The organism is Pseudomonas mosselii (genome assembly GCF_019823065.1).
Taxonomy (GTDB): domain Bacteria; phylum Pseudomonadota; class Gammaproteobacteria; order Pseudomonadales; family Pseudomonadaceae; genus Aquipseudomonas; species Aquipseudomonas mosselii.
The window spans coordinates 3119279-3134725 of sequence record NZ_CP081966.1 but is presented as its reverse complement, the minus strand read 5'-3'; the positions used below and the strand labels follow the sequence as shown (position 1 = coordinate 3134725).

Here is a 15447-nt window from a genome sequence, read left to right as displayed (position 1 = left end):
ACTTCGATGGCAGCAGCCAGGAAACACACTGATGACGGCCTCTTCGCGGTGACCGGCGAGGGCCGCGCCGTGTCGTTGTTCCGCCTGGTGCTGGGTTTCATGGCGGTGGTGATGCTGGCGTTCGTGCTGATCGAGGGCTGGCGGATCTGGCGCGATTACCGGCAGGCGTTCGGCGACGCCGAGAACGCGGTCACCAACCTGGCCCGAGCTACGGCCCAGCACGCCGAGGACGCCATCCGCCAGGTGGACGCGATCACCGCCGTCCTGGCCGAGCGCTTGGAAGGCGATGGTTTTGCCCACGTCGATCGACCGCGCCTGCACGCCCTGCTCAAGCAACAGGCGCAGATAATGCCGCAGTTGCACGGCCTGTTCGTTTATGGCGCCGATGGCAGCTGGATCGTCACCGACAAGGATGCCGTGCCGCCGGGGGCCAACAACGCCGACCGCGACTATTTCCTCTACCACCAGACCCATGCCGACCGCCAGGTGCGCATCGGCTCGGTGGTGCGCAGCCGTTCCACGGGCGACCTGATCATCCCCATCTCGCGGCGTCTGGACCTGCCCGATGGACGCTTCGCCGGGGTGCTGCTGGGCACCATCAAGGTCGACTGGTTCGTGCGCTATTACGGCGACTTCAAGATCGATGAGCGTGGCGCCCTGGTTCTGGCCAAGCGCGACGGCACCATCCTCGTGCGCCGGCCCTTCGTCGAGCAGGTCATCGGCCGCAGCCTGGCGGGCAGCGAGATCTTCCGACACTACCTGCCCTACGCCAATGAAGGGGTGACCGAGGCAGTGGCAGTGGTTGATGGCACGACGCGGTTGTATGCGTTCCGCGCGCTGTCCAGTTACCCGCTGGTGGTGCAGGCGGGCTTGTCCCTCGAGTCGATTGTCGGGCCCTGGCGGCGTGACATGATCAAATCGTTGGCGGTGCTGGTTCTGCTGCTGGTCGGCCTGGCCGGCTTCGGCTGGATTGTCCTGCGCCAGTTGCGCGAGCGCATCGCCATCGAGCGCGCGCTGCACCAGGCCCACCAGACCCTCAAGGCGCTGGCCCTGAGCGACAGCCTGACCGGACTGGGCAACCGTCGACGGCTGGACGCGGTGTTCGAGCCGGAGATCCGCCGGGCGCGGCGCCAGGGCCGGCCGCTGGCCCTGGTCATGCTCGACCTGGACTACTTCAAGGCCTACAACGACCGCTACGGCCACCCGGCGGGCGACCAGTGCCTGCGGCGTTTCGCCGAGCTGCTACGTCAGGCGCTCAAGCGCCCCGCAGACCTGGCGGTGCGCTATGGCGGCGAGGAGTTCACCCTGTTGTTGCCCGATACCGATGTCCAGGGTGCCAGCCAGATCGTCCAGGAGATCCTGCAGCTGTTGCGCCGGCTGGCCATCGAGCATGCCGGCAGCCCGTTGGGGCATGTCACGGCCAGTGCCGGTATCGCGGTGGGCGCGCCGACGTTGGAGACGGTGACCCCGGAGAACCTGATGGCAGCGGCGGATGCGGCGCTTTATGCAGCCAAGCGCCAGGGGCGGGATCGCTACTGCCTGGCGGGCAGTGTGGAGCAGCATCCGGCGCATTGAGGCCCCAGGGATCATTCAGCCATCACCAGCGTTGCGCGCCCATGCCAGGATCCCCCCTTAGGCGTTACTCCACCTCGACCACCACCCCATCACGGCCAAGCCGATAACGCTGCAGGTCCCGGGCCAGTGTCAGGTGCCCGTTGTAGTGCGCTTGCGCCTCCTCGCGCACTTCCTCGATGGAGCCGCCGCGCCCGCCGCCGGATTGGTAGCGGGCGCTGAAATGCGTCAGCACCAGGTTCCTGACACCCGCCGTTTCGGCGAAGCGCGCCACCGCGGCGGCGGTGCTGTGGCCGAAGGTGGCCTGGGTACGTTCGACCACCGGCTGGGTGAAGGTGGCCTCATGCACCAGTACATCCACATTCGCCGCCAGCGTGCTCAATAGCTCCGGGCGGTCGTTGTCGCCGCAGACGATGATCCGCTGCGCCGGGCGTGTCGGTTGCAGGTAAGTCTGCGGATCGAGCTGACGCCCCTCGTGCTCGACAGTCCTGCCACGGGCCAGTTGCCCCCACATCGGCCCGGCGGGGATGCCGTCGGCCTGCAGGCGCTGGGTGTCGAGCCGGGGCTCGGGGTCACGTTCCTCGAACACGAAACCGTAGGACGGTACCCGATGCGACAGCTCGACCACGCCGATCTGCACATTGCCATGTTCCAGCCCGGTGAAGGTCTCGACCGGCTGCATCTGCAACTCGAAAGGCAGGTAGGTATCGCTGACCGCCAGGCTCTGGCGCACCCAGGTCTGCAGGTCGGCCGGCAGCACCAGTTGCAACGGCTCCTTGCGCCCTGACATGCCAGCGCTGGCCAGCAGCCCCGGCAACCCGAAGCAGTGGTCGCCGTGCACATGGGTGATGAGGATGGCGCGCAGGTCGCGCACCGACAGCGGGCTGTGCAGCAGCTGGTGCTGGGTGCCTTCGCCGCAATCGACCAGGTACCACCCAGTGCCGGATGCCTCGATGACCGCAGTCGCACTGACGTTGCGGGCCTTGGTGGGCACACCGGAAGAGGTGCCCAGAAACTGCAGGTCCATTGCCTGACTCCTTGGTTCGATGTTGTTGCGACCCCGCAGGGCGGGGCGCGCGGAGGCTAGCATGGCACTGTCGCAGGGGCCAGTACGCTCCCAACATCGAGCTTACGCGCTACCAGGCCGGACTAGTAGACACCGCCCTGGGCGCTGGTAGCGGCCCCTTCCTTGAACTTGCCCGCCAACGTCTGCAAGCCGCGCATCAGCACCGTGGTGTCGACCCCCACAGCGACGAACGCCGCCCCTAGCTCGATATACCGGCGCGCCAGCGCTTCGTCGGCACTGAGGATCCCCGCCGCCTTGCCTGCACGGCCGATGCGCACGATGGCATCGTCGATGGCCGCCTGTACTTCGGGATGCCCCGGGTTGCCCCGGTGGCCCATGTCGGCGCTGAGGTCGGCGGGGCCGATGAACACGCCATCGACACCTTCGACGGCGCAGATCGCGTCGAGGTTGGCCAGGCCTTCGCGGTTCTCCACCTGTACCAGCAGGCACATCTGTTCGTCAGCCTGGTCCAGGTAGCCGGGCACGCTGTTCCAGCGCGATGCTCGTGCCAGCGCGCTACCTACGCCGCGCACTCCGTGGGGCGGGTAGCGCATCGCACGCACCAACTGGCGTGCCTGCTCGGCGCTTTCGACCATGGGCACCAGCAGGGTCTGCGCGCCGATATCCAGCAATTGCTTGATCAGCGCGGTGTCGCCGATCACCGGGCGCACGATCGGCTGAGCCGGGTAGGGCGCCACCGCCTGTAACTGGCCGAGCAGGCCACGCAGGTCGTTGGGCGCGTGCTCACCGTCGAGCAGCAGCCAGTCGAAGCCGGCGTTGGCCGCCAGTTCCGCGCAGTACGGATCGGCCAGGCCGAGCCACAGGCCGATCTGCGCCTGGCCCGTGCGCAGGCGTTGCTTGAAGGTATTGATGGGCATGTCCATGGTGGATCCTCAGACGAATCGGCAGGCGATCGAGCCAAGCTGGTCGTAGTCGACGTGGAAGGTGTCGCCGGGGCGGGCGGCTACCGGGCGGGTGAACGAACCGCCGAGAATGATCTGGCCGGTCTCCAGCCCCACGTCGTACGGCGCCAGTTTGTTGGCCAGCCAGGCGACGCCCTTGGCCGGGTGGTTGAGCACCGCCGCCGACACGCCGGACTCCTCGATCACGCCGTTGCGGTACAGCACCGCCGGCACCTTGCGCAGGTCGACGTCGCCCGGGCGCACCGCGCGACCGCCCATGACCACGCCGGCGTTGGCTGCGTTGTCGGAGATGGTGTCGAACACCTTGCGGGTCACGCCGCTGTGCGGGTCGACCTGCTGGATGCGCGCATCAATGATCTCCAGGGCCGGAATCACCCATTCGGTGGCGTCGAGCACGTCGAACAGGGTCACGTTCGGCCCCTTGAGTGGCTTGCCGAGGATGAACGCCAGCTCCACCTCGACCCGGGGCACGATGAAGCGCTCGAAGGGAATGTCGCTGCCTTCGTCGAACAGCATGTCGTCGAGCAGCGCACCGTAGTCCGGTTCGGTGATGTTCGAGGAAACTTGCATGGCCCTGGAGGTCAGGCCGATCTTGTGGCCGACCAGCTTGCGGCCACCCTCGATCTTGCGTGCCACCCAGGCGCGCTGTATGGCGTAGGCGTCCTCGATGCTGATCGAGGGGTGTTCCAAGGAGAACTGGCCGACCTGTTCGCGGGTGCGTTCGGCCTGGTCTAGACGGGCGGCGGCTTGCTGGATGATGCGGGCGTCGAGCATGGAGACCTCAGGGCTGACGGGTGAACAGGGGATGCAGGCTGCTGTGCTTGGCGTCGTACACCTGTGCCTGGCTCTCATCGATCTGCAGGGTCACGCCGACCGGGCGACGTCCCAGCAGCGCGTCCAGGTGCTGGCGCAAGACAGCCAGCAGCGCATCGCCGACCTGCCGGTGCACCGTGGCGCTGCGGCCGCTGCCCATGCGCAGGTTGGCGTAGACGAAACCGTAGTCGCCACGACCATCGGCGATCGCGGCATGGGCTGCCGGGTAGGCCAGCACGCGGGTGCCGCCGGTGGGGAACACCTGGCGATCATGTTCGTCGCGCTGGGCGAGCATGCAGTCGGCCAGGGCGCGGCACAGGCCGGGCATATCGGCGTCGGCTTCTATATCCGGGCTATAGAGCAGGACCAGATGGGGCATGGGGGCTCCTTACAGGCGGCTGGTGGAGGTGATCCCAGCCGGGTTCGAGGCCTGGGCTGCGGGGATCGCGCTGCCGTCCTGCGGGGTGACCGGGAAGATCGCGTTGATCTGGCCGGTACCGGAAGAACCGAAGTACGGTGTCACCACCTCGGCCTTGCCGTCGTATCGCGACCAGCCGAGCGCACCGAGCAACATGGCAGTGTCGTGCATGAAGCCTTCGCCATGGCCCTTGACCGCATACTCGGGCAGCATCGCGCAGAAGTCCGCCCAGTCGCCGTCCTGCCACATGCGCACCACGCGGTGGTCGAGGGTTTCCAGGAACGGGCTCCAGACCTTGGTGGCAAAGTCCGGGGCCTGGCCGTTCTGGGCAAAACGGTGTGACAGCGAGCCGCTGGCGAGGAAAGCCACGGTGCCGTCGTAGTGGTCCTCGACCGCCTTGCGCATGGCCCAGCCCAGGCGCGCGCTGTCGTTGAGGTAGTGCGAGGTGCACAGGGCCGAGACCGAGATCACCTTGAAGTGGCGGTCGGCGTTCATGTAGCGCATCGGCACCAGGGTGCCGTATTCCGGGGCCAGGGTGGTGGCGTCGTGGGCCATGGTCTCCACGCCCAGTCGATTGCATTCTTGCGCGAGGATTCGCCCCAGCTCGGGGTTGCCGGGGAAGCCGTAGTTCATGTTGGCGATGAAGTGCGGCAGTTCGTTGCTGGTGTACAGGCCTTCGAAGTGCGCGGCGCAGTTGATGTGGTAGTTGGCGTTGACCAGCCAGTGGGTGTCGAACACGACGATGGTGTCCACGCCCAGTTCGCGGCAGCGCCGGCCGATCTCGTGGTGCCCGTCGATGGCCGCCTGGCGAAAGCCCTGGCGCGGGCCGGGCAGTTCGGACAGGTACATCGAGGGCACATGGGTGATCTTGGCGGCGAGAGCGAGTTTGCCCATGGTATGTCTCCTGTTGAAGGTTGTTGTTCTTGGTGTCCATGGCGAGAGCTGCGCAGCAGCCCCGTTCTACACGCCCCAGCGCGGAATGTGATGGCTACCCATGGATATACACACGTTCTTGATCTCGGCGAAGACCTCGAAGCTGTATTGCCCACCCTCGCGCCCGGTGCCCGAGCCTTTCACCCCGCCGAACGGTTGGCGCAGGTCACGCACGTTCTGGCTGTTGATGAACACCATGCCCGCCTCGATACCGCGGGCCAGGCGGTGGGCCTTGCCGATGTCCTGGGTCCAGATGTACGACGCCAGGCCGTATTCGGTGTCGTTGGCCAGTTGCAGCGCCTCGGCCTCGTCCTTGAACGGGATCAGGCAGACCACCGGGCCAAAGATCTCTTCCTGGGCGATGCGCATCGTGTTGCTCACGTCGGCGAACACCGTCGGCTGGATGAACTGCCCCTTGGCCAGGTGCGCTGGCAGCCCGGCCGGACGCTCCAGGCCACCGGCCACCAGGCGTGCGCCTTCCTCGAGGCCGATGCGGATATAGCCGGTGACCTTGTCGTAGTGCTGCTGGGTGATCATCGAGCCCACCTGGGTCTTCGGATCGGTCGGGTCGCCGACGATCAGGCGCCTGGCGCGGGCGGCGAACTCGGCGACGAACTGCGGGTACACGCTTTCCTGGATGAAGATGCGGCTGCCGGCGGTGCAGCGCTCGCCGTTGAGCGAGAAGATGGTGAACAGCGCGGCGTCCAGGGCACGGTCCAGGTCGGCGTCTTCGAAGACCAGCACTGGCGACTTGCCGCCCAGTTCCATGGAGTACTTCTTAAGGCCCGCCGTCTGCATGATCTTGCGGCCGGTGGCGGTGCCGCCGGTGAACGAGATGGCGCGCACGTCCGGGTGGCGCACCAGGGCATCGCCGGCGGTGGCGCCGTAGCCCTGGATGACGTTGAGCACGCCATGGGGGATGCCGGCCTCGACTGCCAGGCGGCCCAGCTCATTGGCGGTCAGCGGCGACAGCTCGCTCATCTTCAGCACCGCGGTGTTGCCCAGCGCCAGGCACGGCGCGGTCTTCCAGGTGGCGGTCATGAACGGCACGTTCCAGGGCGACACCAGCCCGCACACGCCCACCGGTTGGTACAGGGTGTAGTTGAGCATCTGGTCGTCCACCGGGTAGGTGTGCCCGTCCATGCGCGTGCACACCTCGGCGAAGAAGTCGAAGTTGTGCGATGCGCGGGGAATCAGCACGTTGCGCGTCTGGTGGATCGGCAGGCCGGTGTCCAGGGTCTCCAGTTCGGCCAGCTGCGGTACGTTCTGCTCGATCAGCTCGCCGAGGCGGCGCATCAGGCGGGCGCGTTCCTTGGCCGGGGTGTTGGCCCATTTCGGGAAGGCCTCTTTTGCCGCAGCCACGGCCTGGGCGACTTCCTCGGCGCCGCCGCTGGCGACTTCGCCGATGGCTTCACCGGTGGCCGGGTTGTAGTTGATGAACGTGTCGCGGCTCTCGACTTCACGGCCGTTGATCCAGTGCTTGATCATGCTGTTGCCTCGTGTGCTTTGTGGGCGAAGAACTCGGCTTCGCTGACGATTCGGTTGACCAGGCGGCCGACCCCTTGCACCTCCACCACCACTTCGTCGCCGGGGACCACGTCGGCAAGGCCTTCCGGGGTGCCGGTGGCGATCATGTCGCCGGGCTGCAGGGTCATGAAGCTGGAGAAGTATTCGATCAGGTAGGGGATGTCGAAGATCATGTCGGCGGTGCTGCCTTGCTGTTTCAGCTCGCCGTTGATCCAGGTGCGCAGCGTCAGGTTCGACGGATCCGGCACGTCGGCGACGTCGACGATCCACGGGCCTACCGGGGTGGTGGCGTCGCGATTCTTCACCCGCAAGTTGGGGCGGTAGTAGTTTTCCAGGTAGTCACGGATGGCGTAGTCGTTGCACACGGTGTAGCCGGCCAGGTAGTCGAGGGCGTCCTCGCGCCTGACGTTGCGCGCCGGCTTGCCGATCACCGCCACCAGCTCGCACTCGTAGTGCATGTACTTGACGTTGTCCGGGCGCCAGGTCACCTGCTCGTGCCCGGTGTAGGTGCCCGGCGACTTGATGAACGCCAGCGGTTCGGTGGGCGGGGTGAAGGCCAGCTCGGCGGCGTGGTCGGCATAGTTCAGGCCCAGGGCGAACATGTTGCCGGTGGCCGGTGGCAGCCAGGTAACCTGGTCGGCCTGGACCAGGCGACCATCGGCCAGGCGCAGTTGCTGGTCGTCCTCGACGGTGACCTGATGGACCTGGCCGTCGAACTGGATACGGGCGTGCTTCATGGGGCGAGTCCTTGTTCGGCGACGATGGGGTTGGTCAGCTGGCCAAGGCCGTCGATCTCGACCGTCACCCGGTCGCCGGGCAGCACATCGACGCGGCCTTCGGGGGTGCCGGTGATCAGCACGTCGCCGGCATGCAGGGTCATGAACTCGCTGATCTCGGCGATCAGCCGGGCCACGCCGCGCACGCAGTTGGCGGTGTTGTTGTGCTGGCGCAACTCGCCGTTGACCCACAGGCGGATGCCCAGCGCGTCGGGGTTGTCGACCTGCGCGGCCGGCACCAGCTGCGGGCCGATGGCGCAGAAGCCGTCGCGGCACTTGGCCTTGACCGCCGGGCGGTAGTAGCTGTCCTCGGGCAGGCTGAACTCGTTGACGATGGTGTAGCCGGCCACATGCGCGAGGGCGTCGTCGATGCTGACGCGGCTGGCGTCCTTGCCGATCACCACGCCCAGCGCGGGGCCGGGTTGCAGGCGCTCGACTGCCGAGGGGTAGGTTACCGGCTGGGCATGCCCGTTGCGGGTGTTCGGGGTCTTGATGAACAGCACCGGCTTGACCGGCGGCTGCTGGTACGGCGCTTCATGGAAGGATGCCAGATGCTGCTGCAGCAGGCCATGGTAGTTCAGGGCGACGCCGAACAAGCTGCCGCTGGCGACCTCGTGCAAGGCACGGCTCATGCTTTTCTCCTGCGCTTCGTGGTGTTTTTGTTAATGTGTTAACGTTATATTTAATATGTTAACGATCGTCAAGGCGTCCACCGCTGGCCGGTGGTGCTAGGATGGTTTCCCCGGCGCGTTTCACCGCTGCGAGAACAACAATGAAAGAACGACAGCCGATCCCCAATATCAACATCGGTCAGGTCTATGACCAGCGCTACAGCGACAGCGAGGTGCACTACGACCGCCTGGGCAACCTGGCCGGTTTTTTCGGTCGCAACATGCCAGTGCACCGCCACGACCGCTTCTTCCAGGTGCACTACGTCAAGACCGGCAGTGTGCGGGTGTACCTGGACGAACAGCGCTACCACGAGTCCGGGCCGATGTTCTTCCTCACCCCGCCGACCATTCCCCATGCCTTCGTCACCGAGGCCGACGCCGACGGCCATGTGCTGACCGTGCGCCAGCAACTGGTCTGGCAACTGCTGCAGGCCGAGCCCGGGCTGGCGTTGGGACCGCGGCTGCAACCGGCCTGCGTTGCACTGGGGCACCTGCAGGGCGCGGCGGCCGGCGAGGTACGGCGCCTGGAGCAGCTGTTCGACCTGCTTGGCGACGAAATCGGCCATGGCCAGGCCGGGCAGGGCACCGCCGTGCAGGACCTGGCGCGGCTGGTGATGATCAGCCTGCTGCGCCTGGGCGCCAATTCGCTGGAGGCAACGCCCGCGCGGCACGAGGACTTGCAGTTGTTCCATCGCTTCAACGAGCTGATCGAGCGCCACTACCTCGACCACTGGACGCTGCCGGCCTACGCGGCGGCGCTGGGGGTGACCGAGGCGCGGCTGAATGATGTGTGCCGGCGCATGGCCGACCTGCCGTCCAAGCGCCTGGTGTTCGAACGGCTGATGCAGGAGGCGCGGCGGTTGCTGCTGTACACCGGCGGTTCGGCCAACGAGATCTGCTACCGGCTGGGGTTCAAGGATCCGGCGTATTTCAGCCGTTTCTTCCAGCGCCATGCGCAGATGACGCCGGGGGAGTACCGTCAGCGCCAGGCGGGATTGCGTTGACATGAGGCGATCAGCTCCGGGCTGCAGGCTTCACCTGATCGTGCAACGAAGGCGCTGCTTGGAAAATGCGCGTTTGCCGGGAGCGCTGGTACTTTTCACTGGGGCTGGACAGCACCGGTGAAAATGGTTTTCACTTTATTAATATCTTAATAAAACCAGCCGCTTATCCTGATGACCAATCCAAGACCTTCCCTGACGTTGACCCTGTTGCAGGCCCGCGAAGCGACCATGGCGTTCTTCCGCCCGGCCCTCAATGCCCACGACCTGACCGAGCAGCAGTGGCGGGTGATCCGCATCCTGCGCCAGCAGGGCGAGCTGGAAAGCCACCAGTTGGCGGACATGGCCTGCATCCTCAAACCGAGCATGAGCGGCGTCCTCAAGCGCCTGGAACGCGACGGCCTGGTGGGTCGGCGCAAGTCGCCGGAGGATCAGCGGCGGATATTCATCAGCCTGACCGTGCGTGGCCAGCAGGCATTCCTGGCCATGAGCGAGGAGATGGAGCGCAATTACCAGGAGATCCAGCGCCAGTTCGGCGAGGACAAGTTGGAGAAGTTGATGGAGTTGTTGAACGAGCTCAAGAAGGTCAGGCCCTGATGCCGCGAGCGCTGACCACCGCCATCGCGGGGCCCTTGAATCGTGTACAGGGTCCCCCTACAGACCGGCAAGATACAGCGAATCATCGAGAATCTTCAGCAACGAAGCCGCCCGCCGCGCATACACAGCCGGGTTCGCATACAGCAGCTCCACATGCAGGCTGTCGATGATCCCCAGGTACGCATCGCCATACAGTTCCAGCTTGTTGCCATCGCTGCGGGCCCAGGCGTGGCGCTCGCGCAGGGCCTGGCAGAAGCCCAGGCGGATCTGCTCCAGGTAGGCCTCGAAGCCGCCGGTGACAACCGAGCGGATCGGCGTCGGCGGCAGGAACGCCGTGCGCAGCACGAAGCGCAGGTTGGCCGAGGCGGCGTAGCGCTCGGCCAGGTGCAGCGGGTGCCAGTGCCCCGGCGCCTCGCGGCCCGCCGCCTCGTGGCCGAACCCTGCCTCGACGTAGGCGGTTTCGTCCGCCAGCGCCCGTTCGAAGGCGCGCACGAACAACGCATCCTTGTTGGCGAAATGGGCATAAAGCGATGCCTTGCGCATGCCCGCCAAGGCGGCGATCTCGCTCAATGACGAGCCGTCGTAGCCATGTTCGGCGAAATGCACGACGGCATGGTCGCAGATGCGCGCGGCGGATGGGGTCAGGGCTTTCAAGGCGGTCACTCCGGGTTGACGCTGGGGCAGGGCGAGGCGCTGATTGTCTTTGCCACGGCGGCGCGGGTCAAACCGACGATGATCAGGGCAGCGGCCGCCAACAGCCAGGCCCAGGCCAGCGGCCCCAGCGTTGCCAGGTGCCCGGCCAAGGGTGTAGCACTGGATGAAATCACCAGTTGCAGGGCACCGAGCAGGGCTGCGGTGGAGCCGACGTCACGTTGCTGCGACGACATCGCCAGGGCCATCAAGGTGGCCTCGCAAATGCCCAGGCCGAACAGCGCCAGCACGACGCCCGCCAGCAGCAGCGCCAGGCCCGCGCCGCTCAGCCCGGCAAGTACCGCCAGCAGCGCGCCACCGCCCATGCACAGCGCGCCCCACCAGGCCACGCGAGCCACGCCGTGGCGCGTCACCCAGTAGCCGGACAGCGCCGCGCCGAGCAGGATGGCCACGCCGCAGGCCCCGAACAGCAGGCCGAAGTGGGCGCTGGAAAGGCCGAAATGCTGCTGGTACACGTAGGCGGAGCCGGCGATGTAGGCGAACAGGAAGAAGAACACCGCCGACAACGCCAGGGCCGGTCGCAGGAACGCGCCATCGGCGGCGATGCGCGCATAGGTGCGCCATGCGCGGGCCGGCGCCAGGCGTACCCGCTGCCCCGGCGGCAAGGTCTCGCCGAGCGTCAGCATCGAGTTGAGCAAGGTCAGCAGGCCCAGACCGGCCAGCACCAGCATGATCGCCCGCCAACCATAGGCCGCGTCGATCATCCCGCCCAACGCCGGGGCGAGGATCGGCGCCAGGCCTTCGATGGTCATCAGCAGGGCGAAGATCTGCGCCGCCCGCGCGCCGTCGGCGCTGTCGCGGACCATGCTCATGATCACCACCAGCGTCAGCGCGCTGGCCAGGCCCTGGACCAGGCGTGCGATCAGCAGCAGGTCCAACGAAGACGCGGCGGCCGCGCCGAGGGAGGCCAGGCTGAACACCACCAACCCCGCGAGCAGCGGACGACGGCGGCCCAGGGCATCGACCACGGGGCCGAACAGCAACTGGCCGGCACCCATCGCCAGCAGGAACACGGTCAGGGTCAGCTGCACCTGGGTATAGCCGGTGGCGAAGTCGCGGGCCATTTCCGGCAGGCTGGCCAGGTACATGTCGATGGCCGAAGGGCCGAGGGCGCCGATCAGGGCGAGGGAGGCGGCGAAGCGCAGGTGGGAAGCAGGCATGACTGGGAAATCCGTTGACGAAAATAAGCCTACCGACCGGTAGGTCGCGAGAATTATGCCAGAGTGCCTGAAGGGGTCAACCCTGCCCGCGTCCGCTTGCGTCCCAGATACAGGGCAGCGGCATGTTTAGCGCCACCGGTCCGATCCCCCCGGAATAATCCGAATCCCGCCTTATCGCCGTACTCCCAATCCTGTACGGCATGCAGCCGTGCATCCCTTAGCCACACGAGGTTTTGCAACCATGGCCAACAAAGACAGCAACATGACCGGTCGCCAGGACAGCAACAAGACCGGCAGCCAGGGTGGATCGAAGAACCCGGGCAACTTCGCCAACGACCGCGAGAAGGCCTCCGAAGCCGGCCGCAAGGGCGGTCAGAGCAGTGGCGGCGACCACCGTCAGACCGAGTCTGGCCGCAAGGGTGGCCGCACGTAAGTGAGGGCACGCGGTGCCGGGCTTGCCTGGCACCGCGCATACCCCACCCAGGAGGCGCCATGCGTGGCGACCGATGGCCTTGAGCATCGCTATCGGGCCCTGCTCAAGGGCCCTGATCCGCTAGGCGAGGCCTGGCTGCAGCAGCCGCTGCGCCAAGTGCGTACGCTTGCGGACGACCTGCCGGATGATCCCGGGCGATTGCTGGAATGGTCAGCCGCCCATGCCCAGCGGGTCGCCAGTGAACACATGGCTTATCTTGAACAACGGCGCCAGGGGCCGCGCGCCGCTACTTCACCAACCGGGCCCATGCCTTGTGGTTCCTGCAACAGGTTGCGCCGACCAAGGCGGTCGACGGCGCATGGTTGCACGGCGCCCTGTGCCATTGGCGGGAACCGCGTTTTCACGGGTTGATCCGCATCTTTCTCGAGGAACAGGGGGACGGCGATCCGCGCTGGCAGTGGGAGCAGGCCTTCGCGGCGGTTTGCGACAGTCGAACTGCGTATCTGCGATGGCTGCCCCCGGTTGGACGATGCCTTGGCCGTCGCCAGCCGCGAGATGCGCTGGGTCACCCAGGAAAACTATTGGCGTGCCCTGCGTCAGGGCCGCCTAGGCACCTTCATCGGCGTGTACGAGCAACAGCCGGTGAGCGCCGAAGGCTGGCTGACGCAACTGCAGTTGCAATGCCCGGCCGACACCGCCGATGCCGAACGCGCCTTCATCCAGGCCCGGCGCATCTTGCGCGACGGCACCAGTGCCGATCACCAGCTGTCGGTGCTCGGGACTCATTGAGTAAACCATTCGCTGGTCGCCAGCCTCGAAAGCTGTGTGCCCCACAATTCGACAACATGCAGCCAAAACAGAAGGAGCCCCACCCATGCCCGGCAAGCCCCAGGACCAATTCACCCTGCAAAATCCCCTGACCCAATATCCCCATCCGCCCTTTGCGGCCCAGGGCCAACCCGCCCCTGGCCTGGATGCCCACATGCAACCCAAGCCCGACCACGGTGAAGCCACCTATAAAGGCTTCGGCCGCCTGGTCGGTCGCCGCGCCCTGATCACCGGCGCCGACTCGGGAATCGGGCGCGCCGTGGCCATCGCCTTCGCCCGCGAGGGCGCCGACATCGCCCTCAACTACCTGCCCACGGAGGAGCGTGACGCCCGAGAAGTGGTCCAGCTGATCGAGGCCGAAGGGCGCAAGGCCGTGGCACTTCCTGGCGATCTCAAGGATCCGCGCTTCTGCAGCCAGTTGGTGGACCAGGCCCACGAACAGCTCGGCGGCCTGGACATCCTGGTCAACGTCGCCGGCAAGCAGGTGGCGCGCAAGGACATTGGCCAGATCACCCACGAGCAGTTCGATCACACCCTCAAGACCAACGTCTACGCGTTGTTCTGGTTGTGCCAGGCTGCCGTGCCGCTGATGCCGGCCGGGGCCACGATCATCAACACTGCCTCGATCCAGTCCTACCAGCCATCGGCGACGCTGCTCGACTACGCCACCACCAAGGCGGCGATCGTTGCCTTCACCAAGGCGCTGGCCAAGCAGGTGATCGAGCGCGGCATCCGCGTCAACGCAGTGGCGCCGGGCCCGATCTGGACCGTGTTGCAGCCCAGCGGCGGCCAACCGCCGGAGAAGATTCCCGACTTCGGTGGGCACACACCGATGAAACGTCCCGGCCAACCTGCCGAATGCGCGCCGCTGTATGTGCTGCTGGCCAGCCAGGAGTCGAGCTATATCACTGGGGAGGTATTCGGCGTCACGGGGGGGAATCCACTGCCGTAGGGCAAAGTCGAATAAACCTTGGCCGCGCCGCGCAGTCAGTCCTTGTAAGAGCCCCTATTCATGCGGGCCAGGGAGGTGGCTGATGAAACTCTTCTGCCTGTTGCGTGGCTGCCAATGGCGCAGTCTGTTGGTCCGTGAAATCGCCGGGCTCCATTGCCAGTGCTGCGAACGCTGCGGCGCGTTGCGCTACAGCCAGCCCGGCCAACCGTTCGACGCGTAGGAGCTGACCATGGCCCGGGCAATCTGGAAAGGCGCGATCAGCTTCGGCCTCGTGCACATCCCCGTCTCCCTCAATACCGCCGTGCGCAGCGAGCGGGTGGATTTCGACTGGCTCGACAAGCGCAGCATGGAACCGGTGGGTTACAAACGGGTGAACAAGGTCACCGGCAAGGAGATCGACAAGGAACACATCGTCAAGGGCGTGGAGTACGAGAAGGGTCGCTACGTGGTGATCAGCGAGGAGGAGATTCGCAAGGCCCGGCCCGAGGCGACCCAGACCATCAATATCTTCTCGTTCGTCGATGCCCGGGAGATACCGCTGCAACAGTTCGACACGCCTTATTACCTGAGCCCCGACCGCGGCGGCGGCAAGGTCTACGCCTTGTTGCGCGAGGCCCTGGAAAGTACCGGCAAGGTCGCCCTGGCCACCGTCGTGCTGCACACCCGCCAGCATCTGGCGCTGCTGCGCCCGCTGCAAGACGCGCTGGTGATGATTACCCTGCGCTGGCCCGAGGAGGTGCGAGGCCTGGCGTCGCTGGAACTGGACAAGAGCGTGACCGACAGCAAGCTGGACAAGCGCGAACTGGACATGGCCAGGAAGCTGGTGCAAGACATGAGCGGGCCATGGTCGCCCGACGAGTACCATGATGCCTTTCGCCAGACCATCCTCGAGCTGGTGCAAGAGAAGGCCAGCAAGGGCAAGATCGAGACCGTGGACAAAGGCGAGGGCGCGCCGGCGGAGAAGGGCGCGGACATCATCGACCTCACCGAGCTGCTCAAGCGCAGCCTGGGTGGCAAGACCAAGGCGAAGAAACCGGCGGCCAAGCGACCGCGCAAAGCATCTTAG

General features: G+C 66.2%; 17 protein-coding genes and 1 pseudogene. 8 read left to right on the top strand and 10 right to left on the bottom strand.

The window, feature by feature from the left end; translation table 11 throughout:
• Nucleotides 1–6 precede the first annotated feature (6 nt).
• Complete coding sequence (locus tag K5H97_RS14545) at nt 7–1575, top strand: sensor domain-containing diguanylate cyclase (RefSeq protein ID WP_028688931.1); 1569 nt, start codon at nt 7–9, stop codon at nt 1573–1575.
• Between the two features lie 64 nt (nt 1576–1639).
• On the opposite strand, the gene K5H97_RS14540 is transcribed toward K5H97_RS14545, so the two are convergent.
• The 8 genes from K5H97_RS14540 to K5H97_RS14505 all read right to left on the bottom strand — a co-directional run bounded on the left by K5H97_RS14540 (nt 1640) and on the right by K5H97_RS14505 (nt 8660).
• The gene (locus tag K5H97_RS14540; RefSeq protein WP_028688930.1) at nt 1640–2599 is read right to left on the bottom strand and encodes a ribonuclease Z; all 960 of its coding nucleotides are present in this window, start codon (nt 2597–2599) and stop codon (nt 1640–1642) included.
• A 122-nt stretch (nt 2600–2721) separates the two neighbouring features.
• Nucleotides 2722–3522 carry a 4-hydroxy-2-oxoheptanedioate aldolase gene (hpaI, locus tag K5H97_RS14535; RefSeq protein ID WP_028688929.1) on the bottom strand — a complete coding sequence of 267 codons (801 nt, stop codon included), beginning with the start codon at nt 3520–3522 and terminating at the stop codon, nt 2722–2724.
• 9 nt (nt 3523–3531) lie between these two features.
• A complete protein-coding gene (hpaH, locus tag K5H97_RS14530; protein WP_028688928.1) occupies nt 3532–4335 on the bottom strand; it encodes a 2-oxo-hept-4-ene-1,7-dioate hydratase in 804 nt (267 codons plus the stop codon).
• A 7-nt stretch (nt 4336–4342) separates the two neighbouring features.
• Entirely contained in the window at nt 4343–4753 is a 411-nt protein-coding gene (locus tag K5H97_RS14525) for a 5-carboxymethyl-2-hydroxymuconate Delta-isomerase (protein ID WP_028688927.1), read from the bottom strand.
• A 9-nt stretch (nt 4754–4762) separates the two neighbouring features.
• Complete coding sequence (gene hpaD / locus K5H97_RS14520) at nt 4763–5686, bottom strand: 3,4-dihydroxyphenylacetate 2,3-dioxygenase (RefSeq protein WP_028688926.1); 924 nt, start codon at nt 5684–5686, stop codon at nt 4763–4765.
• A 66-nt stretch (nt 5687–5752) separates the two neighbouring features.
• Nucleotides 5753–7213 (bottom strand): 5-carboxymethyl-2-hydroxymuconate semialdehyde dehydrogenase, encoded by a 1461-nt coding sequence (gene hpaE / locus K5H97_RS14515; RefSeq protein ID WP_028688925.1) that lies wholly within the window; start codon nt 7211–7213, stop codon nt 5753–5755.
• On the bottom strand, nt 7210–7989 hold the full coding sequence (locus K5H97_RS14510; protein WP_028688924.1) for a fumarylacetoacetate hydrolase family protein: 780 nt from the start codon (nt 7987–7989) through the stop codon (nt 7210–7212). The genes hpaE and K5H97_RS14510 overlap by 4 nt, the downstream gene beginning before the upstream one ends.
• Nucleotides 7986–8660 (bottom strand): fumarylacetoacetate hydrolase family protein, encoded by a 675-nt coding sequence (locus K5H97_RS14505; RefSeq protein ID WP_028688923.1) that lies wholly within the window; start codon nt 8658–8660, stop codon nt 7986–7988. Before K5H97_RS14505 ends, K5H97_RS14510 begins: the two co-directional genes overlap by 4 nt.
• A 140-nt stretch (nt 8661–8800) precedes the next feature.
• Between K5H97_RS14505 and hpaA the strand changes: the two genes are divergently transcribed.
• Both hpaA and hpaR read left to right on the top strand, forming a co-directional pair.
• A complete protein-coding gene (hpaA, locus tag K5H97_RS14500; RefSeq protein WP_028688922.1) occupies nt 8801–9703 on the top strand; it encodes a 4-hydroxyphenylacetate catabolism regulatory protein HpaA in 903 nt (300 codons plus the stop codon).
• Between the two features lie 171 nt (nt 9704–9874).
• A complete protein-coding gene (gene hpaR, locus K5H97_RS14495) occupies nt 9875–10297 on the top strand; it encodes a homoprotocatechuate degradation operon regulator HpaR (RefSeq protein WP_028688921.1) in 423 nt (140 codons plus the stop codon).
• A gap of 57 nt (nt 10298–10354) precedes the next feature.
• Here the strand turns inward: hpaR and K5H97_RS14490 are convergent, their stop codons facing one another.
• Entirely contained in the window at nt 10355–10951 is a 597-nt protein-coding gene (locus K5H97_RS14490) for a TetR/AcrR family transcriptional regulator (protein WP_028688920.1), read from the bottom strand.
• Between the two features lie 5 nt (nt 10952–10956).
• A complete protein-coding gene (locus tag K5H97_RS14485) occupies nt 10957–12168 on the bottom strand; it encodes a multidrug effflux MFS transporter (protein WP_028688919.1) in 1212 nt (403 codons plus the stop codon).
• 241 nt (nt 12169–12409) lie between these two features.
• Between K5H97_RS14485 and K5H97_RS14480 the strand changes: the two genes are divergently transcribed.
• The 5 genes and pseudogenes from K5H97_RS14480 to ku all read left to right on the top strand — a co-directional run bounded on the left by K5H97_RS14480 (nt 12410) and on the right by ku (nt 15447).
• The gene (locus K5H97_RS14480; protein ID WP_028688918.1) at nt 12410–12601 is read left to right on the top strand and encodes a con-10 family general stress protein; all 192 of its coding nucleotides are present in this window, start codon (nt 12410–12412) and stop codon (nt 12599–12601) included.
• A gap of 465 nt (nt 12602–13066) precedes the next feature.
• Nucleotides 13067–13378: pseudogene (locus K5H97_RS14470) on the top strand (carboxylate-amine ligase); the annotation flags it as partial.
• A 97-nt stretch (nt 13379–13475) separates the two neighbouring features.
• Complete coding sequence (locus tag K5H97_RS14465) at nt 13476–14381, top strand: SDR family oxidoreductase (RefSeq protein ID WP_028688916.1); 906 nt, start codon at nt 13476–13478, stop codon at nt 14379–14381.
• An 82-nt stretch (nt 14382–14463) separates the two neighbouring features.
• Nucleotides 14464–14601, top strand: a complete 138-nt coding sequence (locus K5H97_RS14460) for a PSPA7_2676 family Cys-rich small protein (RefSeq protein ID WP_169740496.1) — start codon at nt 14464–14466, stop codon at nt 14599–14601.
• A gap of 9 nt (nt 14602–14610) precedes the next feature.
• The gene (gene ku / locus K5H97_RS14455; protein ID WP_028688915.1) at nt 14611–15447 is read left to right on the top strand and encodes a non-homologous end joining protein Ku; all 837 of its coding nucleotides are present in this window, start codon (nt 14611–14613) and stop codon (nt 15445–15447) included.

Excerpts from the sequence above, each read along its gene's own strand:
- K5H97_RS14545 (WP_028688931.1), top strand. The coding sequence starts at position 7 with ATGGCAGCAGCCAGGAAACACACTGATGACGGCCTCTTCGCGGTGACC.
- K5H97_RS14540 (WP_028688930.1), bottom strand. The coding sequence starts at position 2,599 with ATGGACCTGCAGTTTCTGGGCACCTCTTCCGGTGTGCCCACCAAGGCC.
- hpaI (WP_028688929.1), bottom strand. The coding sequence starts at position 3,522 with ATGGACATGCCCATCAATACCTTCAAGCAACGCCTGCGCACGGGCCAG.
- hpaH (WP_028688928.1), bottom strand. The coding sequence starts at position 4,335 with ATGCTCGACGCCCGCATCATCCAGCAAGCCGCCGCCCGTCTAGACCAG.
- K5H97_RS14525 (WP_028688927.1), bottom strand. The coding sequence starts at position 4,753 with ATGCCCCATCTGGTCCTGCTCTATAGCCCGGATATAGAAGCCGACGCC.
- hpaD (WP_028688926.1), bottom strand. The coding sequence starts at position 5,686 with ATGGGCAAACTCGCTCTCGCCGCCAAGATCACCCATGTGCCCTCGATG.
- hpaE (WP_028688925.1), bottom strand. The coding sequence starts at position 7,213 with ATGATCAAGCACTGGATCAACGGCCGTGAAGTCGAGAGCCGCGACACG.
- K5H97_RS14510 (WP_028688924.1), bottom strand. The coding sequence starts at position 7,989 with ATGAAGCACGCCCGTATCCAGTTCGACGGCCAGGTCCATCAGGTCACC.
- K5H97_RS14505 (WP_028688923.1), bottom strand. The coding sequence starts at position 8,660 with ATGAGCCGTGCCTTGCACGAGGTCGCCAGCGGCAGCTTGTTCGGCGTC.
- hpaA (WP_028688922.1), top strand. The coding sequence starts at position 8,801 with ATGAAAGAACGACAGCCGATCCCCAATATCAACATCGGTCAGGTCTAT.
- hpaR (WP_028688921.1), top strand. The coding sequence starts at position 9,875 with ATGACCAATCCAAGACCTTCCCTGACGTTGACCCTGTTGCAGGCCCGC.
- K5H97_RS14485 (WP_028688919.1), bottom strand. The coding sequence starts at position 12,168 with ATGCCTGCTTCCCACCTGCGCTTCGCCGCCTCCCTCGCCCTGATCGGC.
- K5H97_RS14480 (WP_028688918.1), top strand. The coding sequence starts at position 12,410 with ATGGCCAACAAAGACAGCAACATGACCGGTCGCCAGGACAGCAACAAG.
- K5H97_RS14465 (WP_028688916.1), top strand. The coding sequence starts at position 13,476 with ATGCCCGGCAAGCCCCAGGACCAATTCACCCTGCAAAATCCCCTGACC.
- K5H97_RS14460 (WP_169740496.1), top strand. The coding sequence starts at position 14,464 with ATGAAACTCTTCTGCCTGTTGCGTGGCTGCCAATGGCGCAGTCTGTTG.
- ku (WP_028688915.1), top strand. The coding sequence starts at position 14,611 with ATGGCCCGGGCAATCTGGAAAGGCGCGATCAGCTTCGGCCTCGTGCAC.